This is a genomic window from Sphaerisporangium flaviroseum, assembly GCF_039537005.1.
GTDB lineage: Bacteria > Actinomycetota > Actinomycetes > Streptosporangiales > Streptosporangiaceae > Sphaerisporangium > Sphaerisporangium flaviroseum.
Genome location: NZ_BAAAZR010000017.1, coordinates 33877 through 60112 on the forward strand (window position 1 = coordinate 33877; position 26236 = coordinate 60112).

The 26236-nt window shown below is 68.7% G+C and carries 28 protein-coding genes, 1 pseudogene and 1 riboswitch; of the genes and pseudogenes, 15 read left to right on the forward strand and 14 right to left on the reverse strand.

The window, feature by feature from the left end; genetic code table 11:
* The first annotated feature begins 190 nt into the window (after positions 1 to 190).
* The gene (locus ABD810_RS23375) at positions 191 to 829 is read left to right on the forward strand and encodes an HD domain-containing protein (RefSeq protein WP_344944182.1); all 639 of its coding nucleotides are present in this window, start codon (positions 191 to 193) and stop codon (positions 827 to 829) included.
* Between the two features lie 67 nt (positions 830 to 896).
* On the opposite strand, the gene ABD810_RS23380 is transcribed toward ABD810_RS23375, so the two are convergent.
* On the reverse strand, positions 897 to 1439 hold the full coding sequence (locus tag ABD810_RS23380) for an ATP-binding protein (RefSeq protein WP_344944184.1): 543 nt from the start codon (positions 1437 to 1439) through the stop codon (positions 897 to 899).
* Positions 1440 to 1533: 94 nt separating this feature from the next.
* Positions 1534 to 1713 carry a hypothetical protein gene (locus ABD810_RS23385; RefSeq protein ID WP_344944187.1) on the reverse strand — a complete coding sequence of 60 codons (180 nt, stop codon included), beginning with the start codon at positions 1711 to 1713 and terminating at the stop codon, positions 1534 to 1536.
* A gap of 394 nt (positions 1714 to 2107) precedes the next feature.
* Between ABD810_RS23385 and ABD810_RS23390 the strand changes: the two genes are divergently transcribed.
* The 5 genes and pseudogenes from ABD810_RS23390 to ABD810_RS23410 all read left to right on the forward strand — a co-directional run bounded on the left by ABD810_RS23390 (position 2108) and on the right by ABD810_RS23410 (position 4895).
* Complete coding sequence (locus ABD810_RS23390; RefSeq protein ID WP_344944190.1) at positions 2108 to 2914, forward strand: helix-turn-helix domain-containing protein; 807 nt, start codon at positions 2108 to 2110, stop codon at positions 2912 to 2914.
* A complete protein-coding gene (locus ABD810_RS23395; protein ID WP_344944192.1) occupies positions 2896 to 3120 on the forward strand; it encodes a DUF397 domain-containing protein in 225 nt (74 codons plus the stop codon). The genes ABD810_RS23390 and ABD810_RS23395 overlap by 19 nt, the downstream gene beginning before the upstream one ends.
* 321 nt (positions 3121 to 3441) lie before the next feature.
* On the forward strand, positions 3442 to 3651 hold the full coding sequence (locus ABD810_RS23400) for a DUF397 domain-containing protein (RefSeq protein ID WP_344944195.1): 210 nt from the start codon (positions 3442 to 3444) through the stop codon (positions 3649 to 3651).
* Between the two features lie 13 nt (positions 3652 to 3664).
* Positions 3665 to 3886 carry a DUF397 domain-containing protein gene (locus tag ABD810_RS23405; protein WP_344944198.1) on the forward strand — a complete coding sequence of 74 codons (222 nt, stop codon included), beginning with the start codon at positions 3665 to 3667 and terminating at the stop codon, positions 3884 to 3886.
* 44 nt (positions 3887 to 3930) lie between these two features.
* Positions 3931 to 4895: pseudogene (locus ABD810_RS23410) on the forward strand (IS5 family transposase).
* Positions 4896 to 4930: 35 nt separating this feature from the next.
* Here the strand turns inward: ABD810_RS23410 and ABD810_RS23415 are convergent.
* From ABD810_RS23415 to ABD810_RS23470, 12 genes are all read right to left on the reverse strand, one after another.
* Positions 4931 to 5347: a type II toxin-antitoxin system VapC family toxin gene (locus ABD810_RS23415; protein ID WP_344944201.1), complete on the reverse strand. Its 417-nt coding sequence runs from the start codon at positions 5345 to 5347 to the stop codon at positions 4931 to 4933.
* Complete coding sequence (locus ABD810_RS23420; protein WP_344944204.1) at positions 5335 to 5553, reverse strand: hypothetical protein; 219 nt, start codon at positions 5551 to 5553, stop codon at positions 5335 to 5337. Before ABD810_RS23420 ends, ABD810_RS23415 begins: the two co-directional genes overlap by 13 nt.
* A gap of 198 nt (positions 5554 to 5751) precedes the next feature.
* On the reverse strand, positions 5752 to 6273 hold the full coding sequence (locus ABD810_RS23425; protein ID WP_344944207.1) for a phosphotransferase: 522 nt from the start codon (positions 6271 to 6273) through the stop codon (positions 5752 to 5754).
* 69 nt (positions 6274 to 6342) lie between these two features.
* Entirely contained in the window at positions 6343 to 7167 is an 825-nt protein-coding gene (locus tag ABD810_RS23430; protein WP_344944210.1) for an aldo/keto reductase, read from the reverse strand.
* A 93-nt stretch (positions 7168 to 7260) separates the two neighbouring features.
* Positions 7261 to 7395 carry a hypothetical protein gene (locus ABD810_RS23435; protein ID WP_344944213.1) on the reverse strand — a complete coding sequence of 45 codons (135 nt, stop codon included), beginning with the start codon at positions 7393 to 7395 and terminating at the stop codon, positions 7261 to 7263.
* 14 nt (positions 7396 to 7409) lie between these two features.
* A complete protein-coding gene (locus tag ABD810_RS23440; RefSeq protein WP_344944216.1) occupies positions 7410 to 8015 on the reverse strand; it encodes a GTP-binding protein in 606 nt (201 codons plus the stop codon).
* The gene (locus ABD810_RS23445) at positions 7996 to 8385 is read right to left on the reverse strand and encodes a DUF742 domain-containing protein (protein ID WP_344944217.1); all 390 of its coding nucleotides are present in this window, start codon (positions 8383 to 8385) and stop codon (positions 7996 to 7998) included. Before ABD810_RS23445 ends, ABD810_RS23440 begins: the two co-directional genes overlap by 20 nt.
* Positions 8382 to 8810, reverse strand: coding sequence for a roadblock/LC7 domain-containing protein (locus ABD810_RS23450; protein ID WP_344944220.1), 429 nt, complete (start codon positions 8808 to 8810; stop codon positions 8382 to 8384). The genes ABD810_RS23445 and ABD810_RS23450 overlap by 4 nt, the downstream gene beginning before the upstream one ends.
* Before the next feature lie 97 nt (positions 8811 to 8907).
* Positions 8908 to 11493: a sensor histidine kinase gene (locus tag ABD810_RS23455; RefSeq protein ID WP_344944223.1), complete on the reverse strand. Its 2586-nt coding sequence runs from the start codon at positions 11491 to 11493 to the stop codon at positions 8908 to 8910.
* A 221-nt stretch (positions 11494 to 11714) separates the two neighbouring features.
* Complete coding sequence (locus tag ABD810_RS23460; RefSeq protein ID WP_344944226.1) at positions 11715 to 13334, reverse strand: prenyltransferase/squalene oxidase repeat-containing protein; 1620 nt, start codon at positions 13332 to 13334, stop codon at positions 11715 to 11717.
* The gene (locus ABD810_RS23465) at positions 13331 to 14206 is read right to left on the reverse strand and encodes a terpene synthase family protein (RefSeq protein WP_344944229.1); all 876 of its coding nucleotides are present in this window, start codon (positions 14204 to 14206) and stop codon (positions 13331 to 13333) included. The genes ABD810_RS23460 and ABD810_RS23465 overlap by 4 nt, the downstream gene beginning before the upstream one ends.
* On the reverse strand, positions 14206 to 15561 hold the full coding sequence (locus ABD810_RS23470; RefSeq protein WP_344944232.1) for a cytochrome P450: 1356 nt from the start codon (positions 15559 to 15561) through the stop codon (positions 14206 to 14208). Before ABD810_RS23470 ends, ABD810_RS23465 begins: the two co-directional genes overlap by 1 nt.
* Before the next feature lie 407 nt (positions 15562 to 15968).
* Here ABD810_RS23470 and ABD810_RS23475 point away from each other — a divergent pair, with 407 nt between their 5' ends.
* The 9 genes from ABD810_RS23475 to ABD810_RS23515 all read left to right on the forward strand — a co-directional run bounded on the left by ABD810_RS23475 (position 15969) and on the right by ABD810_RS23515 (position 26218).
* On the forward strand, positions 15969 to 17330 hold the full coding sequence (locus ABD810_RS23475) for a hypothetical protein (protein ID WP_344944235.1): 1362 nt from the start codon (positions 15969 to 15971) through the stop codon (positions 17328 to 17330).
* Between the two features lie 199 nt (positions 17331 to 17529).
* On the forward strand, positions 17530 to 18918 hold the full coding sequence (locus tag ABD810_RS23480; protein ID WP_344944238.1) for a CHAP domain-containing protein: 1389 nt from the start codon (positions 17530 to 17532) through the stop codon (positions 18916 to 18918).
* Positions 18919 to 19003: 85 nt separating this feature from the next.
* Complete coding sequence (locus tag ABD810_RS23485) at positions 19004 to 19804, forward strand: phytanoyl-CoA dioxygenase family protein (RefSeq protein ID WP_344944241.1); 801 nt, start codon at positions 19004 to 19006, stop codon at positions 19802 to 19804.
* A 28-nt stretch (positions 19805 to 19832) separates the two neighbouring features.
* Positions 19833 to 20795, forward strand: a complete 963-nt coding sequence (locus ABD810_RS23490; RefSeq protein WP_344944244.1) for a phosphotriesterase family protein — start codon at positions 19833 to 19835, stop codon at positions 20793 to 20795.
* A gap of 2 nt (positions 20796 to 20797) precedes the next feature.
* Entirely contained in the window at positions 20798 to 22075 is a 1278-nt protein-coding gene (locus ABD810_RS23495; protein ID WP_344944247.1) for a cytochrome P450, read from the forward strand.
* A gap of 10 nt (positions 22076 to 22085) precedes the next feature.
* Positions 22086 to 22877, forward strand: a complete 792-nt coding sequence (locus ABD810_RS23500) for an SDR family NAD(P)-dependent oxidoreductase (RefSeq protein ID WP_344944249.1) — start codon at positions 22086 to 22088, stop codon at positions 22875 to 22877.
* Positions 22878 to 22934: 57 nt separating this feature from the next.
* Positions 22935 to 23786, forward strand: coding sequence for a Gfo/Idh/MocA family protein (locus ABD810_RS23505; protein ID WP_344944252.1), 852 nt, complete (start codon positions 22935 to 22937; stop codon positions 23784 to 23786).
* Positions 23787 to 23919: 133 nt separating this feature from the next.
* Positions 23920 to 24060, forward strand: a riboswitch (adenosylcobalamin (AdoCbl) riboswitch).
* 44 nt (positions 24061 to 24104) lie between these two features.
* Entirely contained in the window at positions 24105 to 25055 is a 951-nt protein-coding gene (locus ABD810_RS23510) for an ABC transporter substrate-binding protein (RefSeq protein WP_344944254.1), read from the forward strand.
* 122 nt (positions 25056 to 25177) lie between these two features.
* Positions 25178 to 26218, forward strand: a complete 1041-nt coding sequence (locus ABD810_RS23515; protein WP_425566943.1) for a FecCD family ABC transporter permease — start codon at positions 25178 to 25180, stop codon at positions 26216 to 26218.
* Positions 26219 to 26236: the final 18 nt, after the last annotated feature.

Here is a 26236-nt window from a genome sequence, read left to right on the forward strand (position 1 = left end):
GATCACCTCCACCTGACCTGGTTCACCTCCAGCGGAGCATGTCACCGCCGGCCTCACCTCAGCGGATCTTGTCCGTTTCTGGAGACAGCATGTCCCCGGAACAGGGCACTCACTCCTTCATGGGCGGTTGCGGGAAGTGGACTCGCCAAGGCTACGCCGCCCATGCCTGACCTGCGAGGAGACCACTGACATGAGCGAGACGATCGCGGGCGTCACCATTCCGGACTCGGCGTTCGCCGACGAGGCCACCCAGCTCGTCCGGGACGCGGCACCCCCACTGCTGTACGACCACTCGCGGCGTGTCTACCTCTTCGGAACGCTGCAAGGACGCCGGCTCGGACTCGAAGCGGACCCGGAACTGCTCTACATCGGCGCCATGTTCCACGACCTCGGGCTGACCGAGGCCTACCGCCGCACCGACCAGCGCTTCGAGATTGACGGCGCCGACGAGGCACGCCGCTTCCTTGCCTCGCACGGTTTCCCGGAGGAGGACATACGCAAGGTGTGGGAGGCCATCGCGCTGCACACCACCCCGGAGGTGCCGTACCGGCTCGACCCGGAGATCGCGCTGGTGACGGCCGGAGTCGAGACCGACGTCCTCGGCATCGGCTACGACGAGCTCGACCCGGAGGACATCGCGGCGGTCACGGCCGCCCACCCGCGCCCCGACTTCAAGCGCCAGATCCTCGCCGCCTTCACCGGCGGCTTCAAGGATCGTCCCGACACCACCTTCGGCACGGTCAACGCCGACGTCCTCGAACACTTCGTCCCCGGCTACAAACACATCGACTTCGTAGACGTAATCCAAACCTCCCCCTGGCCCGATTAACCCTCGGTCCCGATTAACCCTCGGTCCCGAATAGCCCCCGGGTCTCCCGGGAGCCGACCGGTTGGGATTACTTCCTCGCTACTGCTTCGGTTCTTTCCGGCGCCGGGTCGGTGGGGTGTTCAGCGGTGGGGGTCGGCGCTGTGGGCGCGGGTGACCCGGTGGTCTCTGTGAGCTGGGTGCCTGGGTGTGGTTCGTCGACCGGATGTGGGCACTTCTTGCGGAACCAGACCGTCTTGCCGGTGCCGTCCCGGTCGGGAAGGATGCCCCACTCGTCGCAGAGGGCCTCGACGATGGTCAGCCCGCGGCCGTGTTCGGCGTCGTCGTCCTCGGGGCTTCGCTCCGGCCGTCCCGCCCCACGGTCGGTCACCTCGGCGGATACGGTTTCCCCCGTCACCCGGAGCGTCAGCTGGATCGGCGGCAGCCCGTACAGGACGGCATTGCTCAGCACCTCGGTCGTGGCCAGCACGATGTCGTCGGCGAGATCACTCGATCCGGCGAGCTGCCACTTGATGAGGGTCTGCCGGACCATGCTCCGGATGTCTCGGAGGATCATGGGGTCCCTGGGGATGTCCCAGCGTACGGCGCGATAACCGTCCGGGGTGCCGATCATTCGCTTCCTTGCCTGCGCCATATATGACCCGGAAGACCCTACTCTGTCCGGGTTTGGCCTGTTCGTAGAGGTGGGGTGCGGGTCTGATTTGTCGTCAAACAGCAACGAAGTGCGCTTCGCCGACGAGATCCGGTAGCTCGGCCTCGCGCATCAACTCCCGCAGCTCGGCCAGCAGGGGAGCGTCCACGATCAGCGGTACGCGGGTCTGCCAGTGCGCGATGGCGTAGTACCGGCGGCTCCACACCCATAGAAGACCGTCCAGGCCGGCTCGCAAGTGTCGAGCAGCCTCGAGGCGGCCCACGCTTCCGGATCCCAGTCCTGCCTCCGCACTATCTGTTCGCCGGTACGTCCCCCGGCATGCCGTCCTGTCGGCACGATCGCCTCCTTGGTCGCCAGGGCTCCTCCGGAGCTCCGGTCGTGTCCGATCTGACCGCGGCCGGGATGACGGGGAACGCCTCCGGCTGACCGGTCGGCCGCGCACTCTCAGCATGCCTACCCAGAGCTATCGTCAATAGCGGAAAGTAGTGACGGTGTGACGACAGATCGCTGTCCGGATGAGGTCCGAATTCCCGTCACCGTTGTCCGCGTAGGCGTGCCAGACTTCGCAATAACCTGGTTTCGCTGATTCGGGAGGGTCTCGTGGGGCGTGAGCGCAATCTCGATTCGATATGAGCCCACGTGCTTTTTTCGGCAGCGAGTTGCGCCGCTGTCGTAAGAAGATCGGACTTTCGCAGCCGCAACTCAGCGAACGAACCACATACAGTCCGGACATGATCGGAAAAATCGAACGCGGCGAACGCCCCCCATCGCCGGAGTTCGTGCAGCAGTGCGATCAGATTTTCGGCATAGACGGCCACTTCGACCGCCTCTACCAGTTCATGCTCCAAACACCGGGACCGGCCTGGTTCACCCGCTGGCTAGAGGAGATCGAGCCCCGCTCCACGGTCCTCCGCACGTGGGATCCGCTCCTCGTCCCAGGCCTGCTCCAGACCGAGGCGTACGCGCGCTACCTCTTCAGCAGGGAACCCAACATCAGCTCAGAGGAGGTCGAAGAGCGAGTCCAGGCTCGTATGCTCCGCAAGGCTGTCCTTGATCGGGGAGACCCGCCGGCTGTGTGGGTTCTTCTCGACGAAGGCGTTCTTCGCCGTTCAATCGGTGGGCCGGACGTTATCCGCGCGCAGATGCAATACCTTCTTGAGGTAGCCCGACGACCCAACGTAGCCATACAGATCGTTCCCTATAGTGCCGAAAGCACCGTTGGTCTGACGGGCGCATTTATTCTCGCGGAACTTCCGGGGGGTGAACCCGATGCCGTGTACGTGGAGTCAGCCGTGACCGGAGAGGTTACGACGGACCACGACTTCGTTGCCTCGATCTGGGGGCGATATGACACGATACGAGCAGACGCTCATCCCCGACATGTGTCACTAAAGATGATCCACGATGGGATTCAACAATGGAACGCAGTGACTTGAGCCGTGTAGATCTGTCGCAGGCTGGATGGAGGAAGAGTACCTACAGTGGCGGTACGGGAGGCGGCTGCGTGGAGGTGGCGACGAACCTGCCTGGAGTCGTCGCGGTTCGTGACAGCAAGGACCCCGACGGCCCGTCCCTGATCTTTCCTCCGCACGAGTGGACGCGCTTCCTTGGAGGGATCACGCAGGGTCGCTTCGGCATCTAACCCGGCCGTTCAGATCTGCTGAGACGTCCGTGGAGTGTCGGGCGAATCCTCTGACTGGCGGGAGGAGGTGACCGACACGATGACCGTAGAACCCCACAAACGTCGCCTGAGTCCTTGCTGCACCGTACAAATTTCGGTCCAGGCCACTCGAGTGTCGAGGATCTGACCAGGTTCGATTCCTTGCGCATGGCTGACGTCGGACTTCGTTGCTGGCACGGTTTTGCCGGATTCGTGATCATCGATCGTCTCGGAACCTACGACATCCGCTCGCTATGGTCACCTCTCGAATCAAATGATCAAGGATGGGGTAGGGCAATAGACATGAGGAGCTTTGACCTGAGCGGTGCGCAGTGGCGGAAGTCGTCTCGTTCGGGGGACAGCGGAGGCCAATGTGTCGAGGTGGCGGCCAACCTGCCCGGACTCGTCGCGGTCCGGGATTCCAAGAACCCCCATGGGCCGACCCTGGTCTGCACGCTAGGGGAGTGGAAGACCTTCCTCGGTGGCCTACGGGGCCGTGGGATCATCGGTTAGCCGGGCCGCCACCATGGATTCCACGGACCTGGGCAAGGATCTTTCGCAGGCGGTGTGGAGGAAGAGCACCCACAGCGGCGGTACGGGAGGGGAGTGCTTGGAAGTGGCAACGAATCTGCCCGGAGTCGTCGCCGTTCGTGACAGTAAGAACCCCGACGGGCCGGCTCTGATCTTTCCTCCGCAGGAGTGGACGCGTTTCCTCGCGAAGGTCGTGGCCGGCGCATCTGACCACTAGGCCGTGTTTCGAAAGATCACGAGGGTTGGGCGTGTCGGTGATCGTTGAACGAAGAGGTCTCCGGTAGTTGGTTCAACGACCAAGAAGAACGAAACACCGGAGACCTCGTGGCCAGCGTAGTGGGGACGAGGCGGCACGACCTCACTGACGCGCACTGGGCGGCGCTGGAGCCGCACCTGCCTGCTGCGTCGGGCAGGGGGCGTCCGCCGAAGTGGAGCAGGCGGCAGTTGATCGATGGGATCCGGTGGCGGATCCGGACCGGGGCGCCGTGGCGGGACGTGCCGGGCTGCTACGGTCACTGGTTCACCGTGTACGGCCTGTTCCGCCGCTGGCAGCGTGCGGGGAACCGGGCGCAGATCCTGGCGGCGTTGCAGGCGTGTGCGGATGCTGCTGGGAAGATCGACTGGACGGTGAGTGTGGACTCCACCATTGTGCGGGCTCACCAGCACGCCGCCGGGGCACGGCGACAGGGTCACCTGCAAAGGAGCCGCCCGGTGGTGTGCACGGTGAGCCGGCCGATCACGCGCTGGGGCGTTCCCGCGGCGGGCTGACCACCAAGACCCATTTGGCCTGTGAGCAGGGCCGCAAGCTGATGGCTGCGGTGGTGACCGCCGGGCAGCGGGGCGATAGCCCGCAGTTCATCCCGGTGCTGGCCAAGATCCGGGTGGCCTGCATCGGCGGCGGCCGTCCCAGGATCCGCCCGGACAGGGTCCTGGCCGACAAGGCCTACACCAGCAAGGCCAACCGGACTCATCTGCGTCGGCGTGGGATCAAGGCGTGCATCCCGAGCAAGGCCGACCAGAACGCCCACCGCAAGGCCAAGGGAACGAAGGGAGGCCGCCCGCCCTCCTTCGACCCCGCGCTCTACCGACTGCGCCACGCTGTGGAGTGTGGCATCAACCTGCTCAAAGGCAATCGCAGCCTGGCCACCCGTTACGACAAGCTCGCCGTACGCTACGAAGCCGTCGTCATCATCGCTGCGATCAACCAGTGGCTCAACGCCTTATGAAACACGGCCTAGGTGTGTGGCTGTGAGGCGCGACATCAGTCAGACGGGTGCCGCGGCGAGACGAGGCGGACTCGCGGGTCTACCCTGAGCCACTGTTTGTCCGCAGAAAGGATCTCGGCGTCGAGGAAGGCGCCGGTCGCGAGAACCAAGGCGTCTGGGAGTCGCAGGAAGCGGTGCTGGGCGCGGAGTCGGGCCGCATCGAACGCGATGTACTGGACGAGCGGCACAGGGGCGCCGAAGACGGCTCGGATCTGGCCGAGCCGCTCGAACATGGTGTCCCGTCCAAGTCGGGCGGCTCCGACGAGCACCTCTGAGACGACACTGATCGGGACGAGCATGTGATCACACTGCCTGCGGCGTTGACGTACAGCCTCTGCCGCAACCTCATGCAGAGCATCCTTCGGATCAAACAATCCCAGCAGGATGCTGCTGTCGATGACTACCTGTCCCATTCGTCACGCAAATTGTGCAGGGCGGTCGCTTCCGCTAGGCCGGGAGCGGAGCCGATCAAATCGTCCAGGGCTGACCAGTCTCCCGGGTCGACACGATGTTCCAGGCTTTCCCCGAAATCAGGTGCGACCACGGCTGCCAGCCGACGACCATTTCGGGTCAGATAGATGACTTCGCCCCCCGCGGCTGCTGCTGCGAGGTCGTCCAAGTGCGCTGGCACCTCGGAGAGGGGTAGCTCGTACGCGTGATCGGGCACAAACAGATATTACAATGCGAACATGATCGATCGCATTGGGTCATCAAAACTGTGATCACATGAGTCGACTGCGCCACCCCCTCCAAAGCGCTGAGTAGCGCTCGGTCCGCCAGGCGAGCGGATCCTACCCACAGAGGCCGGCGGGCGCGTCTAGCGGAAGGTTCGGGTGAGGTGGGCCAGGGCGGAGTGCCTGTAGCGGGAGGCCCCGCCGACCAGGCCGTAGGCGAGGTCCTCCAGGAGGGAGCAGCGGGCGTAGAAGGCGGCGCGCTCGCGGCCGGCGTCGTCGAAACGGCCGTCGTAGCCGGCCAGCGTCAGTTCGAAGACCTCCGGGCCGAGGTCGCGGTAGATCAGGGCGAGGTCGCAGGCCGGATCGGTGATGGCCGCGTCGGTCCAGTCGATGACGCCCGTGATGGCGCTCGCCCGGACGTCCACCAGAAGGTGCGGTTCCGGAACCGGCAGAGGGGACAACCGGGCCACCGCGGCGAGCAGATCGGCCTCGCGCCGGGTCGTCTCGGCCCGGGCGGCCGGGTCGGTCTCCTTGCTTCCGCGGACGATCAGCTCACGGTCGACCTCGTACGCGACGTTGTCCACCCCCTCACCCAGCTTGGTGATGGATCGGACCTCGCGGCCGGGCAGGTGACGGGCCAGCAGCGCGCGAATCTCCTCGATCACCCCCCGCAGCCTAACCACGGCGTACGGCCCGGCGGGGCGGCACCGGGCCGGAAGCCACTCGCCCGTACGTCAGTTGAACGTGTCGGGGTTCGGGCCGGTGCGGGTGCCGTTGTCGAGCGGCTCGATCGCCGCCAGGTCGTCGTCGGTGAGCGTGAAGCCGAAGACGTCGATGTTCTCGCGGATTCGCTCAGGGGTGACCGACTTGGGGATGACGACGTTCCCGAGCTGGACGTGCCAGCGCAGGATCACCTGGGCGGGGGTCGTGCCGAGCCGCTCGGCGATGGAGGTGATCACCGGGTCCTTGAGTAGCGCGCCCTGTGCCAGGGGGCTCCAGGCCTCGGTGGCGATGCCGTGCTCGGCGTGGAAGGCGCGCAGCTCGGTCTGCTGAAGGTTCGGGTGAAGCTCGATCTGGTTGAGGACGGGCACGATCTCGCTCTTGTCCAGGAGCCGCCGCAGGTGGGCAGGCTGGAAGTTGGACACGCCGATGGCCCGGACGCGGCCGTCGGCGTACAGCTTCTCGAAGGCGCGCCAGGTGTCGAGGTAGCGGTCCTTGGCCGGGGTGGGCCAGTGGATGAGGTACAGGTCGAGGTGGTCGAGCCCCAGCTTCTCAAGGCTCGCGTCGAAGGCGGCCAGCGTGGAATCGTAGCCCTGGGCGCTGTTCCACAGCTTGGTCGTGACGAAGACCTCGTCGCGCGGCAGGCCGGCCTGGGCCAGCGCGTCGCCGACACCCCTCTCGTTGCCGTACACGGCCGCGGTGTCGATGCTGCGGTAGCCCGCCTCCAGGGCGGTGGTGACGGCGGCGGCGGTCTCCCGCTCGGGGATCTGGAAGACTCCGAAACCGAGCTGCGGGATCCGCACGTCGTTGTTCAGCGTGACGTTGGGTCCGGATGACATGGTTATCGCCTAACTTCGGTGTTCTGCATACTTTTCGGGTGAAACGGGCGCCTGGGTGGCTCTCCCCGGTGGGCTACCAGGCAAACCGTCCGATCAGGGAATCAGCGTCGGAACCACGCCGCCGTCGACACGCAGGGCGGCTCCGGACGTCGCGGACGCCAGGTCGGACGAAACGTAGAGCACCCCCAGCCCTGTGTCCGTCCTCGGCCGCCATCCGAGGAGGATCACCGGCTGGCGGGCTCCTAAGGGGCGGCGACCGCGCGCGTGGTACGGGTGTGCAGAGCGTGTTCGACGAGCGTGACCAGCACGTTCTTGCTGGATTCCCGTTGCCGGGCGTCGCACAGCACCACCGGGATGTCCGGGCCGAGATCAAGGGCCATGCGCAACTCGTCCAGGTCGTAGCGTCTGGCTCCCTCGAAGCAGTTCACCGCGACGATGAACGGCGTACCCCGCCGCTCGAAGTAGTCGACCGAGGGGAAGCAGTCGGCCAGGCGCCGCGTGTCGGCGATGACCACCGCACCCATCGCGCCCAGCGCCAGCTCGTCCCAGACGAACCAGAATCGCTCCTGGCCCGGGGTGCCGAACAGGTAGAGCACGTGGGCCTCGCCGATGGAGATGCGGCCGAAGTCCATCGCGACCGTCGTGGTCTTCTTCGCCTCCACCCCTGACAGGTCGTCGATCCCGACGCCGAGGTCGGTGAGGACCTCCTCGGTGCGCAGGGGCCGGGTCTCCGACACCGAGCCCACCATGGTCGTCTTCCCGGCTCCGAACCCGCCGGCGATCAGGATCTTGATCGCGGTCGGCAGCTTCACACGCCCGACGTCGCGGTTAGAGCGTCCGGAGTCCATTGAGCACCGCCTTGTAGGTTTCCAGATCCAGAACGTCCATCTCCCGCGCGGGCTCCTGGATGGCGACGAAGCCCTTGTCGACCAGGTCTCCGAGCAGCACCCGGACGGTTCCGGCCGGCAGGTCGAGGTGGGCCGCGATCTCGGCGACCGACAGCGGCCGCTCACAGAGCCTGACCATGGCATGGTGCTCGGGACCGAGGCCGGGCTCCGCCGAGATGGCCGGATTGGTGGTCACCACCAGCGTGATGAGGTCGATCTGGCCTCGGCTCGGCTGCGTCCGGCCACGCGTCATCACGTACGGGCGGACGATCCGCCCGGCCTCGTCGTCGAGCCACTGCTCCTCTGCGGGGTCGTCGGAGAGGCTCGTCATGTGGCGCCCTCATTCCTTGGGGAAGGGTTCTCCGATCGCGCAGGCGAGGTGAGGTACTGCCCGACGCGCGTCACGAGCATGGCCATCTCGTAGGCGACCAGGCCGACGTCGGCGTCATGCGCGCACAGGACCGCCAGGCAGGCGCCCTCGCCCGCCACGGTCACCACCAGGTACGCCGACTTCATCGCGATGATGGTCTGGCGTACGGCTCCGCCGTTGAACCGCTCGCCGGCTCCTTGGGCGAGGCTCTGGATCCCGGCCGCCACGGCGGACAGGTGCTCGGCGTCGGACCGGGCGAGACCATGGGACGCGGCGAGCAGCAGTCCGTCGGTGGACAGGACGATCCCGTGCTCGGCCTCCCTGACCCGCTCGACCAGGTCGTCCAGCAACCAGGTCAGGTCGGCGGGGGAAGTGGTCCTCTGCATCACTCGCTGTCCTCTTTTACCGGCTCTCACGGTTCACTACGTCGTCTGGAACATCTGCGGCGGCCACCTGCCAGCGGTGACCCGGGCCGTCACGCTGCTAGCGCATCGGCGGCTCGTCGTCGTGCGGGAAGGAGTCGGGGTCCAGGCGGTGCGGCAGCCTCGCCGCTTCCGACCGGCCGCGTCGCGTGCCGTTCTGGAACGACTCCAGCAGCCGCCGGAGCTCCTCGGGGGAGCGGTCGTCGTCGTCCGCCGGGGTGGCGCCGAGCACGGCCGGCGGGTCCACCCGCAGTTCCGGGGCCAGATGCGCCTGGGCGACCCGGCGCGGCAGTCCCGACGGCGTGTACGCGGGCGGTCCGGCGGGCGAGGGCTCCGAGGGCGGCGGGACGAAGGCGGTCTCGTTCCGGGAGGGAGGCTCGGAGCCCGGCGGGCCGGGAAAGCGCGGCCCGGAGGCCGGCGGGTCGGAAAAGCGCGGCCCGGAGGCCGGCGGGTCGGAAAAGCGCGGCCCGGAGGCCGGCGGGTCGGAAAAGCGCGGCCCGGAGGCCGGCGGGTCGGAAAAGCGCGGCTCGGAGGCCGGCGCCGCCCGGCTCGGCAGGGGAGTGCCCGCCGGATCGCCCTCGTCGCCGTCCCACCGCGGCGGCGCGGTCAGCAGCGACGGGTGGGCGTCCTCGGTCCTGCCCGCCTGGACGGGGACGTCGGCGGCCGGGTGATGCCCGCCCTGTCCGTTCTTCGTCATATCGGGAGAAGGCGGCCCGCCGGGCAGCGCCTGGGGACCGCTGACGGGTCCGGTCTCCGTGTCGAGGTCGCCATTGATCAACTCACGCGGTATCAGGACGATGACGGTCGTGCCGCCGTACGGGGAGGCCTTCAGCGTGACCTGGATCTGGTGGCGGGAGGCCAGACGGCTGACCACGTACAACCCCAGGCGAGGCGTGCCGGTCAGCTTGAACTCGGGCGGGTCCGCGATCCGGGCGTTGGCCGCGGCCAGGTCTTCCCGGTTCATGCCGAGACCGCGGTCCTCGATCTCGACGACGTAGCCCTTGGCGACCTCCTGGCCGCTGACCTGGACCGACGCGTACGGCGGGGAGAAGGAGACGGCGTTCTCGATCAGCTCGGCGAGCAGGTGGATGACGTCGCCGATGGCCCGGCCGGCCAGCTCGGCCTCGCCCATGGGCATCAGGGTCACCTGGGTGTAGTCCTCCACCTCGGCCAGCGCGCCGCGTACGACGTCGACCATGGGCACCGACCGCCGCCAGGCACGGCCGGGGGAGGCGCCGGACAGGACGATGAGGTTCTCGGCGTTGCGCCGCATCCGGGTGGCCAGGTGGTCGACGCGGAACAGCTCGGCCAGCTTGGCCGGCTCGGTCTCGCGCCGTTCCATGGCGTCCAGGATGGTCAGCTGCCTGTGCACCAGCGACTGGGTGCGCCGCGCGAGGCTGAGCAGAATGGCCCGGTAGCTGCGGCGAAGCTCGGCCTGCTGGACCGCGACGCGGATGGCGGTCTCCTGGACGGTGTTGAAGGCCTGGCCGACCTGGCCGATGGCGTCGCCGCCCGCCGCGAGCGGCGGCGCCTCCGCCGCCACGTCCACATCGTCTCCGCGGCCGAGGCGTTCCACCACGCCGGGCAGCCGCCGGCCGGCGAGCTCGAGCGCGGCGGCCCGCAGTTCCTCCAGTCGCCGTACCAGGGCTCGCGCCGTGGTGATGGACAGCACGATGGAGGCGATGACCGCAAGCAGGCCGAGACCACCCGCGAGGATCAGCCGGATGATGACGCCGGCGGCGAGCGGTGTCGCGCGATCGACGAGCGCGTCACCGCTGGTCTGGATGAGCCGGTCGAGCTGGCTGATCACGGTGCCGGCCGAGGTCTGCCAGCGGCTGGGATCGACGAACGACCGCCCGTTGGCCCACGTGCCCTGGATGAGCTGGTCCTCCAGGCCGCGAAGGCGTTTGAAGGATTCGCTCTGTGTCAGCTGCTCGTATGCGGTCAGCTCATAAGGCGGCAATTCGGCCGCGGCTCTGGCGAGTGAGAGGCGCTGTGCGCCGACGATCTGGGTGAACTTGACACCGTCAGTTGTGCTGAGTCCACCGGTCGCCAGGGCGCCCGCCACGAATGCGTCCTCTTGCGCGAGGAGCTCTTTCGCCCGCGCCATTGCCACCAGAGTGCGGGTGTCGCGGGCGAATTCCTGGTCGTCCAAACCGGCGAGCCCGTCATAGATGTGATAGACGGACTCGACGACCTGGGTAAAAGTATCCCCGGTAGCGTAGCGATCTCCCTGACCGGCGTCAATCTTCTTGCGCAGGGCCACCAGACGCTGGAGTGAGCGGTCGGCATCGGCGATGCGCCGCATGACCAGGTCGCTCGCGGCCCGGCGCACACCGCTGTCGTCGATCACGCGGTGGAAGGCCGCGCCGGCCTTCAGGGTCTCTCGCCGCTGCGCCGTGAGAGCGCCTCTGTGCTGCTCACCCGAGGTGGGGTCGCCCATCAACACCAAGGTCAGCCGACGTTCGCGCTGCAGTTCGGTGATCAGTCGCTCCGCGGGGTGGGAGACGCTCGAGTCAAGCGTCGAGACCCACAGCAGGTTCAGGCCTTCGCGAAGGGTCACCCACGCCGCGAAGCTCCAGAGCGCGACAAGCGACAATAGGAGAGCCGTGACCTTGGCCCGGACCCGCGAGTTGTGGAAGCGCATAACTCCATCCCCGGCCAAAGTCAGGAAACTCACAGTACGGTTCACGGCGAATGATGCTCTGGTAACGCCGCTAAACTATGTCAAGGGTGTTGTACCACGCGGCAGACACCAATTCACCGCACGGCACCCGGAAACCCTAGCATGGAAGGAAATGGCTCCAGCAGACCTCGGTGTCAATTTTGTAAATAACAGATGTCGGATACGGCGGTTATGATGCTGCCTCATGTTCGTTTGGCCGACTGCCGTATCCGTAGGGTGACTCCGGGATCGCGCTGGGCGAGATTCAATGCGCCCAGAATGGCGGCACGGACAATTGCCAAAGGGATATACAGCTCCTTGTCCACCCACATGGGAGGATCGTCCCCCGCTGCGGCCGTCTGAAGGAGGAAGGCGTGACCGCCGGCGGCGGCCTCGTCACGCGCGGGTTCCTCGCGCGCCGCCCTGGACAGCAGCAGGGTCTGCATCGCGTAGGCGGTCTCCTCCGCCGTGGCGCGCCACAGGCCCCAGCCGCCGCCGGCGCGCCGGCCGGCGAGGATCCAGCGCACGGCTCTGCGCACGGCGTGTTCCGACTCCCGCCCGCCCCAGGCGTCCAGCGCCAGCACGCAGCACATCGTCGCGTAGTACGGGGAGACGTGCCATCGGTCCGACCAGCTCCCGTCGGCGCGCTGCTGTGCGAGCAACCAGCTCTCCACCTCGCCCATGGCGGTCGCGTACCGGGGCCGGACGCCGGGACGGCAGGTGACGTACTGCCCGAAGCAGTCGAGCACGTGCGCGTTGACCGTGGTCGAGAACCCCTGCTCGCCGTGCCAGGTCTGGAAGTGCGGGTCCGCCCGGTAGCGCCACAGGCTGCCGGGTTCCCGCGGGGCCCCGAGCAGCGCCAGCGCGTACAGCGCGACGGAGGTGGTGTCGGCGTCGGGGGGAAGCCCAGGACCGGCCGGCGTCCCCTCCGGGCCCAGCCCGTCGCCCAGACCGGCCACGAGCGCGTCCGGTACGCGCAGCGGGACCCCGGCGCGCACCAGCCAGCTCAGCACCCATCCGCGCTCGAACGCGGTGATGGGGACGCCGCAGGGCACGGGGCCGCCGTGCAGTCCGGCGACCGCCTCGAGATGCCGCCTGGCGGGGTGATGGGGTCGCGTCTTCCCCGCGGTGCCGAGCCACGCCGCGGTGGCCGCCGGCGAGGCCCCGATCGTCCCGGCCGGCGTGAGGGGGACCCCGCGGGCGCCGGCCGCGGCCTCGCCTGCGACCTCCAGCGCGTGGTGCAGTTTCTCCGGCAGGGCGGCGCCGGAGCGCAGCCGGGCGGCGATGACCGCCGGCTTCTGGTCGTCCATGTGCCGGGGCACGGGCAACGGCGCGGTGCCCTCCCACGCACTCAGGAGGCGCAGCGGCGATCGGGTGAGGTGGTGGAGATGCCGGTTGATGCCGCCGGTCAGGTACGGAACGATCAGCTCGATCGCCGGCATGTCGGGCAGGGGGGTGTCGAACCCCCGTCGCGACCAGCCGAAGAGCGCGTCCAGTCCTCGATCGGCGGCCGCCGCGATCCGTTCGCGGCCGCCGTGGGGGACCCCGCGCCGGAGCTCCCCGAGCAGGGCCTCGGTGGCGCTCAGAGTGGGGACCAGGGAGTAGTGGTCGTGGGATCCCCAGCCGCCGTCCGCCCGCTGGGCGCCCACCAGGTACTCCAGGCGCTCCGTGTGCCCGGTCAGCCAGGGCGCAAGGGTGACCAGCCGCCCGGTCTCGTAGATCGACGGCGAGACCTGGCCCCACGGTTGGGCGGCGAGGCCGGCCACCAGATCGCCCGCCTGCGCCACCACGTCGCCCCGCCCGGCCGTGGCGGGGTCGCTCATAGCCGGCCCCAGTACTCGCCGACCTGGTAGAAGCCCGCGCAGAAGTCCATCTGGCGTTCGAGATAGTCCGCCAGTCCCCGATCGGTGTCGCGTACCGAGCCGATCAGCTCCCTGGCCTCGCCGGCGAGCACGGCGACGCGCTGGGTGAGCTCCCGATGGGTGGCCCCGAGCAGCAGGGCGTTGACACCGCCCCAGCTCACGTCCCTTTCGTAGGAGCTCAGGTCGTTGAGCAGGCGCATCACCCGCTGCACCGCCCCGCTCGCCTCGCGTGTCCGGTCGAGTCCGGCCGCCGCGCCCGGCCCCCCGCTGTGGATCCAGTGGCAGGTGAACACGAACGAGAAGCCGTGGTTGTCGGCGTTGGCGAGATACTCCTCCAGCGTGGGCGTGACGCGGGAGGTCTTCCAGTCCCACTCCCGGATCATCGCCTCCAGCATGCGCTGGAGCTCGTCCCGCCAGACCGCGCCGAGCCGGCGAAACGCCGGAGCCGGGGTCAGCTCTTCGCGGATGTCGCGGAGCATGCGGGCGAGGTCGTCCCCGTCGTCCGGCTCGGCCCCGTCGGCCACGGCCAGGCACCGGCGGGCCAGGTCGCGCACCTCGGCCGATGAGGTGTGGACGTAGTCGACGAGCCAGTCCAGGCCGAACGCCCACAGGCAGGCCTTGTTGGCCATCTTCAGCTGCTCCGCAGTGAGCCACGGCCCGCTGAACGCCATCGCCATGGACACGGTGCTGTGCAGCGCCGCGTCGAACGGCTTGGCGGAGAACAGGCCGGGATAGGCGCCGGACCACTCCTCCATGTGCCGCTGGGACTGCCCGGCCACCGCGCAGATCCTCCCGCTCTCCATGGCCGCCGGCAGGTGCGGATGAGACGCCATCACCGCTCCCCGCGCCGGATGGGAAGGAGCCCCAGCTCCACCTTTTCCCTGGGCCGCAGCGACCCGGCCGGAGCGGGCGTGAACGGCCCCCCGCCGCGCAGCACCGGACGGAACCGGCTCAGGATGGCGGCGACGATGAGCGGCGCGGCCATGTGGAACAGGTGCCGGCCGAGGCACTGGTGCGGCCCGCCGCCGAAGGGGAAGTACGCGTAGCGGTGCCGGCGCTCCTGCTCGCCGGGGGAGAAGCGCTCGGGGTCGAAGTCCTCCGGGCGGTCCCAGAACTCGTCCAGCCGGTGGGTGGCGTACGGGGTGATCAGCACCTGCGCCCCGGCCTCGATGGGGACCCCGCGGACGAGGTCCTCCCGCTCGGCCACCCGGGGGAAGAGCCAGCCCGCCGGACGTACGCGCATCAGCTCCTGGAGGACCATCTTGGTGTAGCGCAGCTCCGGGAGGTGCGACGGCAGGACCGGGCCGGTGCCGACGACGTGCTCCACCTCGGCGCTCAGCCGGGCGGCGACCTGTGGATGGGCGTCCAGGAGCGGCCACAGCCAGGTCAGGGTCGTTGCCGTCGACTCGGCCGCCGCTCCGTAGACGCTGACGACGTCGTCGCGGATCTGCCGCTCTTCGTTCCCCTGCCCCTGGCGGGCCTGGCACAGCACCGAGAAGACGTCCCTCCCTGGGCGGGGATGGGCCAGGGCCCCGCGGACCATCGGCAGGACCACGTCGTCGATCGCCTCGACGGCGTCCATGAAGGCCCGGTCCCCGGGCAGCCTGACGGAGTAGGGCATGAACGGCATGAACAGCCGGAAGGCAATCGACCTCGCGGCCCGGTCGTAGGCGGGGGACAGCCGCCGCCCCGCCTCCCGGGAGAGCCGGCCGCCGAACAGGACCTTGATCACGGTCTCGTTGACGATGTCGGCCATCTCCTCGCCCGCGTCGAACGAATGCCCCGACTCGGCGTACCCCTCAAGCTCGCCGATCCGCTCGTCGACCGTCGCGGCCATCTCGCCGGCCAGCGTGGTGACGTACCTGGCCGTGAACAGCGGTTGCAGGATGTCGCGGCTGGACTGCCAGACGGCGCCGTCGTTCAGGACGCTCTCGCCGAGCAGGCGTTGCAGAGGGCGCCAGAACATCCCCTGGCGCCGGTAGTTCTCCCAGTTGCCGCGGAGCACGTGCTGGACGTCGTCTGGATGGCTGAACAGGTAGACGGGCGACGGGCCTGCCGGCAGCCGCACGATCTCACCGGAGGCCTGCCTCCCGAGTTCGGCGAGCATGTTCACCGGGTCCCGTACGGCCTGGGGCAGCAACCGGTGGAGAGGAACAGCTCTGGCCCGCCGGGGAGCAGCGACCGACATCGTGACGATCTCCAACCGTGTGCGATCCGGAGCGCCCGGCGTGACGGGCCTCCGTGGTCGTACGAGGGCGGCATGGACTCGCCGACCGCACGACGATGGGGGCACACGAGCCGGGGCCGGGTCGAGCGTCGGTCCGCGAGACCACCCTCTTGCCTCGCAGCCAGCTGTCTCAAACACAATCACCGCAAAAGCCACTAGGGCGGCAATCGGTCACACTTGTGGCGGAGCGCCACATGATCAATGAAATATCACGAACCCTGACAGTGATCAACCCTTTCCGTCAGAAGCGCGTGTGTGATCGCGGACGGTGACCATGCAGGGTCCTACAGAGTTCTTACAGAAGGGTTGGAGCGCCCGGCCGCACTCTTTCGGTGTCAGATCGAACCTGTCCCGAATCGAGGCATCCGATGAGTGCTCTCCCCTCGCGTCCGGCCCGAGGCGCCCGCCGGCTCGCCGGACTGACCGTCATGGCGGCGGCCTGCAGCGTGCTGATGACGCCCACCGCCGCAATGGCGGATCCCACCCCGGCGCCGAGCGCGAAAGCCGGTGACGTCGACGCGGCCCGGGCCCTCGCTCCATGTGATCCGAACGGCCCCACTTCCACCGACTCCGCCCTCGCGACGCAGCTCAACGGCACGCTGAGAGCCAAGATGCGGGGTTACATGTCAGCGTACCGCGTCTCCTGCGCACGGATGATCATCGAAGCCGTGCGCGACCGGGGTCTGCATCCCAGGGCCGCCGTCATCGCCGTCACCACGACGATCGTCGAGTCGAGCATCGACAACATCAGCGAAGAGCTCGACCACGACAGCCTTGGGCTGTTCCAGCAGCGGGCCTCGTGGGGAACCAGGGCACAGCGGCTGAACCCGACCTGGGCGACCAACGCCTTTCTCAACAAGATGCTCTCGAAGTACCCGAACAACAGGTGGATGACCGAGCCGATCGGCGAGATCTGCCAGGCCGTGCAGGTGTCGGCGTATCCGGACCGCTACCAGCCGCAGGCCGGTGACGCGCAGATCATCGTCGATGCCATCTCGGCAGCCTCAGGCCCTCCCACCTTGGGTGTTCTGGACTTCTTTCTGTCCGATGACCAGGCGTCGAATGAGCACACCCGGCCGGTGATCAGTTATGGCAACAGTCCCATGGTGCCCATCGTGGGCGACTGGGACGGTGATGGGAGTGACACTCCCAGTGCCTACAACCCGGTCAACGCGACGTTCTACATCTCCAGCAACCCCGCCACCGGTCAGGCGCAGTACACCTTGAAGTACGGCAACGCCAACTCGGTGCCGCTGGTGGGCGACTGGGACGGCGACGGCAAGGACAACATCGGCGTGCGGATGGGCAACACCTTCTACATGCGCACCAGCCCGGTCACCAGCGCCACCGAGACCACCAAGTCCATCGCCTACGGTGACGGCCCGATGACTCCCCTCATCGGCGACTGGGACGGTGATGGGAGCGACACCCCCAGTGCCTACAACCCGGCCAACGCGACGTTCTACATCTCCAACAACCCCGCCACCGGGCAGGCGCAGTACACCTTGAAGTACGGCAACGCCAACTCGGTGCCGCTGGTGGGCGACTGGGACGGCGACGGTAAGGACAACATCGGCGTGCGGATGGACAACACCTTCTACATGCGCACCAGCCCGGTCACCAGCGCCACCGAGACCACCAAGTCCATCGCCTACGGCGGCGGCGCCGACCTCCCGGTCATCGGTGACTGGAACGGTGACGGCACCGACAGCCAGGGCATCGTCCGATAACCCCCACCTGACCCCCGCCCCTGTGCCGCCGTGACCGACACGGCGGCACAGGGGCGTTCTGGTGTCCACCGTTTGAAATCCCCGCCCGTGAACCGCCGGAAGCCGGCCGCCGGAAAGCTACAGCGGAGTTACAGAAGGATTGGAGCGCCTAGCCGGATCCTTGTCCCACGAAAGTCGGCAGGACCGGAAAGGAACTTTCATGAGCACGATCACCCCCCGCGTCGAAGCTCGGGAAAGCCGCTCGCGCTTCTTCCGTCGCCTTGGCGGCGGGCTGGCCGCCACGGTTCTCCTCGGATCAGGAATGATCGCGACCACGGCCGCTCCCGCCGGCGCGGCATCACGCGCCTCCATCGTGTCCGTCGCCCAGAGCCAGCTGAACAACTCCTCGCGGAACCACGAGCAGCCGATGGGGAGCGGCTGTAATTACTACACCGGATACTTCCGCACGTGGAAGCCCGCATCCGGGTGCCCATCCACCGACGGAGTCCAGTGGCGCGACAGCGACTGGTGTGCCGACTTCTCCAAATACGCATGGAAGAACGCCGGCGTGCGCTACGCCAACATCGCGGAGGGCGACGGAGGCGTACTGACAGGGTGGGCGAGCTCGTTCAAGGACTACGGGACGAGGTACGGAACATGGCACGCCCGTTCGAGCGGTTACACACCCCAGCCCGGTGACGCCATCGTGTTCGACTGGGATCAGAGCGGTGACATCGACCACGTCGGAATAGTCAAGTCGGCGACCGCCGGCACCGTTTACACCATCGAGGGCAACAGCGGTGACCGCATCAAGGAGAACAGTTACTCTCGCACCAACGTCGACATCGTCGGGTACTCCGCTCCCGTTGGAATGGACGCCGATCCAGGCCCGATCGACTACGGTGTTCTGGACTTCTTTCTGTCCGATGACCAGGCGTCCAATGAGCACACCCGGCCGGTGATCAGTTATGGCAACAGTCCCATGGTGCCCATCGTGGGCGACTGGGACGGGGATGGGAGTGACACTCCCAGTGCCTACAACCCGGTCAACGCGACGTTCTACATCTCCAGCAACCCCGCCACCGGTCAGGCGCAGTACACCTTGAAGTACGGCAACGCCAACTCCGTGCCGCTGGTGGGCGACTGGGACGGCGACGGCAAGGACAACATCGGCGTGCGGATGGGCAACACCTTCTACATGCGCACCAGCCCGGTCACCAGCGCCACCGAGACCACCAAGTCCATCGCCTACGGTGACGGCCCGATGACTCCCCTCATCGGCGACTGGGACGGCGATGGGAGCGACACCCCCAGTGCCTACAACCCGGCCAACGCGACGTTCTACATCTCCAACGACCCCGCCACCGGTCAGGCGCAGTACACCTTCAGGTACGGCAACGCCAACTCGGTGCCGCTGGTGGGCGACTGGGACGGCGACGGCAAGGACAACATCGGCGTGCGGATGGACAACACCTTCTACATGCGCACCAGCCCGGTCACCAGCGCCACCGAGACCACCAAGTCCATCGCCTACGGCGGCGGCGCCGACCTCCCGGTCATCGGTGACTGGAACGGTGACGGCACCGACAGCCAGGGCATCGTCCGATAACCCCCACCTGACCCCCGCCCCTGTGCCGCCGTGACCGACACGGCGGCACAGGGGGTTATACCAAGCGCTTGCTTTAGGCGGGGTGTTGGTTCGAAACTGGGGCATGGCCACCAATGCTCCGGTCCGCGACGTGACCGATCATGAGGTCGACTTCTTCAAGGAGAACGGCTGGGTAAGGCTGCCGGGACTGGTCGGCACCGCCACGGTGGGCGTGCTGCGCGAGCGCGCGCTGGGCTACCTGGAAAGCCGCTCGCGCGAGCGGTCCACCCTGGTCGACCAGGCATTCGGCCAGTCGCGCGACATCGCCGAGTCCGACGACGCCTTCCACGACCTCGCCTTCGACCCCGCGATGGGGCGGGCAGCCACCCGGCTGCTGCACGGCGTCGGCGGGGTCCGCATCCAGGTGACGAACCTGCTGATCAAGGAGCCGGGTGAGAGCGGGCACGGCCCGACCGAGTTCCACCAGGACTTCCCCTGGATGCCGATGGACCGCTCGGCGATGCTCACCGTCTGGCTCGCGCTCGTCGACGTCCCCGCCGACCTGGGCAGCCTGCGGTTCTACAACGGGTCCCACAGATACGGCATCCTCGGGCGCAGTTTCACCCGGGACGGCGACGACCAGCTCACCCAGCACCCGTGGCTCAAGGAGCTTGAGCTGTCCGCCCCCCTCGACCTGCGTGCCGGCGACGCGACCGTCCACCATTCGCTGACCGTTCATGGCGCCGCGGCCAACCGCGGGGACACCCCCCGCCTGTCCTTCACCGTCACCTACTTCGACGCGAACGCCCTCTACACCGGCACGCCCTACCGGCAGACCGACGGCCTCGGCCTGCGGATCAACGAGCCGTTCGACCACCCGAGGTTCCCGGTCGTCTCCCATGCCTGACCGGGGAGAGGGGCCGGGGAACCGGGCCGTGAACACCGTGAGAGGACCGGTGGCCGGCCTCGGGGCCACGCTCATGCACGAGCACGTCTTCGGGCTCAGCCCGGAGATCCTGTGGAACTGGCCGGACATCCCCGAAGGATGGGACCTGGAGACCAGGGCGCGGGAGGCGGCGGACAAGCTCGGCGCCCTCAAGGCCGAGGGGATCGACACCATCGTGGACCTGACGGTGGTCGGGCTCGGCCGGTACGTCCCGGCGGTGCAGCGGGTCGCGGAGCTGACCGAGGTCAACATCGTCGTCGCCACCGGGCTCTACACCTACGACGCGCTGCCCCCGTACTTCGGCAACCGCGGCCCGGGCAGCCTCTTCGGCGGGCCGGACCGGCTCGCCGAGTTCTTCGTTAGAGACATCACCGAGGGGATCGGGCGGACCGGTGTCAAGGCCGCGATCCTGAAGTGCGCCTCCGACCACCAGGGCATGACGCCGGGATGCGAGCGGGTGTTCCGCGCGGTCGCCCAGGCGCATCGGGAGACCGGAGCGCCGATCACGACCCACTCCCACAGTGGCTCACGGGGCGGGCTGGCGCAGCAGCGGCTCCTCGCGTCCGAGGGCGTGGACCTGTCACGGGTGGTCATCGGCCACGCCGGCGACTCCACCGACCTCGCCTACCTCGAAGAGCTGATCGCGGCGGGTTCGTACCTCGGGATGGACCGGTTCGGCATCGAGACGATCAGCTCGTTCGAGGACAGGGTCGCCATCGTCGCGGAGATGTGCGCCCGCGGCCACGCCGGCCGGATGGTGCTGTCACACGACTCCTACTGCTTCAACGACCGCTTCGACCCTGAGGTGGTGCGCGCGCGTCACCCCAACTACCACCTGCTGCACATTTCCCGGGACGTCCTTCCCGAGCTGCGCAAACGCGGTGTCGGCGAGGACCAGATCCACCAGATGCTCGTCGAGAACCCCCGCAGGATCCTCACCCCCAGGTCGTGACCATGGAGAACACCGCACCGGCCACCCAGAGCACCTCACCCGCGACCGAGGACGTGACACCGGCGATGGAAGGCACCTCACCGGCGGGCGCCACCGACTTCGACGTCACGTCCGACTGGCACGTCGCCTCGCCGTACGAATTCCTGCGCAGGCTCAGGCACGAGCGGCCGGTGTTCCACAGCGAGCACCTGGGCGCGTACGTCCTGACCCGCCACGCGGACGTCCGCGCCGCGTACGCGGACCCGAGGCGGTTCTCCTCGGAGGGATCGCTGACGATCTCGCGGAGCCTGGCCGCCGAGACGCGGAAGGTGCTCGGCGACCACGGGTCCTTCCTGTCCAGCTTCGTGGCCAACGTCGACCCGCCCACGCACACGCGGCTGCGCCGTTCGGTGTCCCGTGCCTTCACCCCGCGCGCGGTCACCGCGATGGAACAGCGGTTCAGGCGGCTCAACGAGGAGGTCCTCGACCGGGTGGCCCCCCAGGGCGGCGCCGACTTCGTGGCCGAGCTCGGGCACGAGCCCTCGGCCAAGCTCACCGCCCGCTTCATCGGCGTGCCCGAGGAGGACGAGGAGTTCGTCAAGGAGCACGTCAAGGACTGGTTCATGCTGTTCCTGTCGCCACAGCCGCCGGACCGGCAGCTCGTGCTCGCGCGCAGCTTCCTCACCTACCTCGACTACGTCGACAAGCTGGTCGCCTCCCGCGTCGCCGAGCCGCGCGACGACTTCACCTCCCTGATGACCGGCCTCATCGGGACCGAGCTGTCCCACCGGGAGGTCGTCGAGCTGATCTCCACCATCCTGCTCGGCGGCAACGACACCGTGCCCAACCAGCTCGGCAACAGCGTGCTCCGGCTCCTACGCGAGGGCGCCTGGCCACCGGCCCCCGAGCTGATCCAGAACGCGGTCGAGGAGTGCATGCGGATCGACGGCTCCAGCCTCGGCTCGTTCCGGTACGCCCTGACCGACATCGACCTGCACGGCGTCACGATCCCCAAGGGCTCGCTCGTGCTGCTCTCCACCGACTCGGCGGCGCACGACGAGACGGTCTTCCCCTCGCCGGAGTCGTTCGACCCCCGGCGCCAGAACGCCGACGCCCATATGACGTTCGGGTACGGCATCCACTTCTGTGTCGGCGCCGCGCTGGCGCGCCTCCAGCTCCGCACGGCCCTTGAGGTGCTGGGCGAACGCCTGCCGGGCCTGCGCCTGGTGCCCGGCATGCGGATCACGTACCGCAAGTCCATCGTCGGACGGGGCCTGCCGTCCCTGCTCGTCGAATGGTGAGGTCAGGGCGGTGAGGTTCCGCGATCGGGTCGCGCTCGTCACCGGCGGCGGGTCGGGGATCGGCGCCGCCACGGCGCTCAGGCTGGCGAGCGAGGGGGCACGGGTCGGCGTCGCCGACATCAGGGTCGAGACCGCCTGGCAGGTCGCCTCGGCCATCGGATCCGCCGCGTACGCGCTCGAGTGCGACGTCGCCGACGAGGGTTCCACGGCGAGTGCCGTCGCCGAGCTGATGGACCGCTTCGGCCGCCTCGACGTCGCGCACTCCAACGCCGCCTGCCTGGAACCCGAGGTGTACGGGCGGGACGGCGACCTGCTGGACCTGGACGTGGAGGTCTGGGACCGGACCATGGCCGTGAACCTGCGCGGGGCGATGCTCGTCGTCAAGCACACCGTCCCGCACATGATCGAGGGAGGGGCGATCGTGGTCACCTCGTCGGTCTCCGGGCTGGTGGGGGACACGGACCACGCGGCGTACGGCACGTCGAAATCCGCCTTAAACGGATTTATCCGGTATGTCGCCACGATGTACGGCTCGCGTGGCATCCGCTGCAACGCGGTCGCCCCGGGCCTTGTCATGACCGACACGGCCCGCGCCGTCATGAGCCCCACGATGCTCGCCGAGAAGGCCGCCGAGCGCGTGCTCCCCTGGGCCGCGAGCCCCGAGGACGTGGCGTCGGTCGTCGCCTTCCTGGCCTCGGACGAGGCGCGCTGCATCACCGGCCAGACCATCGCCGTCGACGGCGGCACCACCGCCCACCGCCCCGAGCACGCCCTGCGCTCGTGGAAAGATGCCGCGAGCTAAGCGGGGATTGGGCTAGTCTCGCGACGAATGATCGGGTACGTGGGGGAGTTGAGCGCCATGGAGCCAGTCGCGGTAGGTCTGATCGGAGCGGGTCCCTGGGCGGAGGCGGTCCACGCGCCCACGCTGGCGGCCGGCCCCCACACGCGGCTCGCCGGCGTGTGGGCACGCAGGCCCCGGTCCGCGGCCCGGCTCGGCGTCCCGGTCTACGAGCGGGTCGAGGAGCTCTTCGACGTCTGCGAGGCCGTCGCGTTCTGCGTGCCGCCGGGCGTGCAGGCCGAGCTGGCCGTACAGGCGGCCAAGGCGGGCAAGGCCCTGCTGCTGGAGAAGCCGCTCGCGGCCGACCTCGACGGCGCCAAGCGTCTCGCCGACGCCGTGGGCGAGGCGGGTGTCGCCTCCCAGATGGTGCTGACCTTCCGCTACTCGGCCGCCACCAAGGCGTTCCTGGAGCGGGTCCACGCGATCGAGCCGTTCGGCGGGTACGCGCTCAACATCTCCGGCGCCCTGCACACCATCGACTCCCCATGGCGCCAGGAGCGTGGCGCGATCCTCGACGTCGGCCCCCACATGATCGACATGCTCGACGCCGCGCTCGGGCCGGTCGTCGGGATCCGTGCCCACGGCCACACGCTCGGCTGGGTCGGGCTGATGCTGGAGCACCAGAGCGGCGCGGTCAGCGAGGCGTCGCTGACCATGGCCGCCCGCGTCGAGCACGGCGCCTCGCACCTGGCCGTCTTCGGCCGCCACGGCAGCGAGACCCTCGACGGCGGCGACCTCGGCTACGACGTCTTCCCCGACATGGTCGCCGAGTTCGCCCAGACCGTACGCCGAGGCGGCGGTCATCCCCTCGACGCCCACCACGGCCTCCGCCTCCAGCAGATCATCACCGCCGCCGAGTCCCAGCTGGGCTGAGCCGTACGAGCGGCGTCCACCCTCGGCCACGCGGCCGGGCGGGGAATGGCTGTGCGCTGCCGCCGGTCGTACCGGCGGTTCGGGAACGGTGGGGGTTTCGACCCGTCGTATCCGGTTGGCCGGTTCGTTGATACCGTTCGTTTGACGCGCAGCGTGTAGCGAAGTCCGGTGTGAGTCCGGCGCTGTCCCGCAACTGTGAGATCCCTCGGGGTCGAGCCAGGTCGCCTGCATGCCGCGCCGACGCCGTCAACCCTCGTGGAAAAGGGTGATCCGTCACATCACGGGTCTCTCGATTTCCCGGCAACAGGAGGAACTCTCGTGAGGCCCGTACGCACGGCCTTGGCGGGCGCGTTGCTGGGTGCGCTGACATTGGCCGGATGCGGCCAATCCAGCGGCACTTCGGACGCCGCTTCCGCCACCCCCACCCCCGCCGCGTCCTCGCAGGCCGCCGGTTTCCCCGTGACCGTCCAGGCCGGCAACGGCCCGGTCACCATCGGCAAGAAGCCCACGCAGATCGTCTCGCTCTCGCCGAGCGCCACGGAGAGCCTGTTCGCGATCGGCGCCGGGCCGCAGGTCCTCGCCGTCGACGACCAGTCGACCTACCCCGCCGACGCCCCCAAGACGGATCTGTCCGGTTTCAAGCCGAACGCCGAGGCGATCATCGCCAAGAAGCCCGACCTGGTCGTGCTCGCCAACGACACCGGCGGCGTCGTGGCGGCGCTCACCAAGGTCGGCGTCCCCGTCCTGCTCGAACCCGCCGCCACCAAGCTGGACGAGACCTACGACGAGATCGCCGACCTCGGAGCCGCCACCGGCAACAAGGCGAAGGCGGACGAGCTCGTCGCCGGAATGAAGCGGCAGATCGACGAGCTCGTCGCCGCCGCGCCCAAGGACAAGAAGCTCTCGTTCTTCCACGAGCTCGACAACACGCCGTACTCCGTGACCTCCAGCACCTTCATCGGCCAGATCTACGCTCAGTTCGGGCTGACCAACATCGCGGACGAGGCGCCGGACGCCGCCGGCGGGTATCCCAAGCTCTCCACCGAGTTCGTGGCCAAGGCCGACCCCGACCTGATCTTCCTGGCCGACACCAAGTGCTGCGGGCAGTCCAGGGACACGCTGGCCAAGCGTCCCGGTTGGGCGGGCCTGTCGGCGATCAAGAAGGAGCGGGTGTTCACGCTCGACGACGACATCGCCTCGCGCTGGGGACCTCGCGTGGTGGACTTCGTCAAGGTCGTCGACGAGGCCGTCAAGAGGGCCGCGGGCTGAGACCCGGCACACGCTCCCGGAAGGTGGCGGACCCCGGTGCCGGCGACCCGGGGGCGCCGGCCGGCGGGAGGGCACGCGGGGCCACGATGCGGCCGGGGCGGGGGAGGGCACGCGGGGCCACGATGCGGCCGGGGCGCGGGACGGCACGCGGGGCCACGATGCGGCCGGTGGCGCTCGCCGTCGCGCTCGTCGTGCTCGTGGCCTGCGTGCTGGCCGGTCTGATGATCGGCGCGGCTTCCATCCCCCTCAAGGGCATCGTGCTGGAACTGCTCGACCGGATGCCGTTCGTGTCGGTCGACTCGGGGCTCTCCCCTGTGGAGCGCGGACTGCTCTTCCAGCTCAGGATGCCGCGCGTGGTGCTCGCGGCCGTGGTCGGCGGGCTGCTGGCGATGGCGGGCGCCGGATACCAGGGCGTGTTCCGCAACCCGCTCGCCGATCCGTACCTGCTCGGCGCCGCCGCGGGAGCGGGCCTCACCGCGACCCTGATGATCGTGCTGATCCAGGTCGAAGGGCTGGTGCCGCTGGCCGCGTTCGGCGGGGCGATCGGCGGCGTGCTGCTGGCGTACGCGCTCGGCAACACCGCGGGCCGTGGTGGTGGCACGGCCACCCTCGTGCTCGCCGGCGTGGCCGTCTCCTCCTTCCTGTCCGCCCTGCAGGCGTTCGTACAGCAGATCCGCGTCGAGCAGTTGCAGCGGATCTACTCGTGGATCATGGGCGGCATCGGCGGCGACTGGTCGCAGGTGTGGCTCATCGCCCCCTACGCCCTGGTGTCGATGGTGATCCTGATCGCTCACGGGCGGCTGCTGGACGTGCTGTCCGTCGGCGACGACGAGGCGGTGAGCCTGGGCGTCAACGCGGCCCGCGTCAGGCTGGTCGTCCTGTGCGCGGCATCGCTCGCCACGGCGTCCGCCGTCGCGGTCAGCGGGCTCATCGGCTTCGTCGGCATCGTCGTCCCCCATGTCGTGCGCCGCCTCGCGGGCGCGTCGTACCGGATGGTGCTCCCGCTGTCACTGCTGGTCGGGGCGGCGTTCCTGGTGCTCGCCGACCTGGCCGCCCGCACCGTCCTGGCCCCGGCCGAGCTGCCGATCGGGGTCGTCACCGCCTTCATCGGCGCCCCCTTCTTCGTCGGCGTCCTCCGCGCGACAAGAGCGGTGGACGCGTGAGCGGGCGCGGAGGCGTGA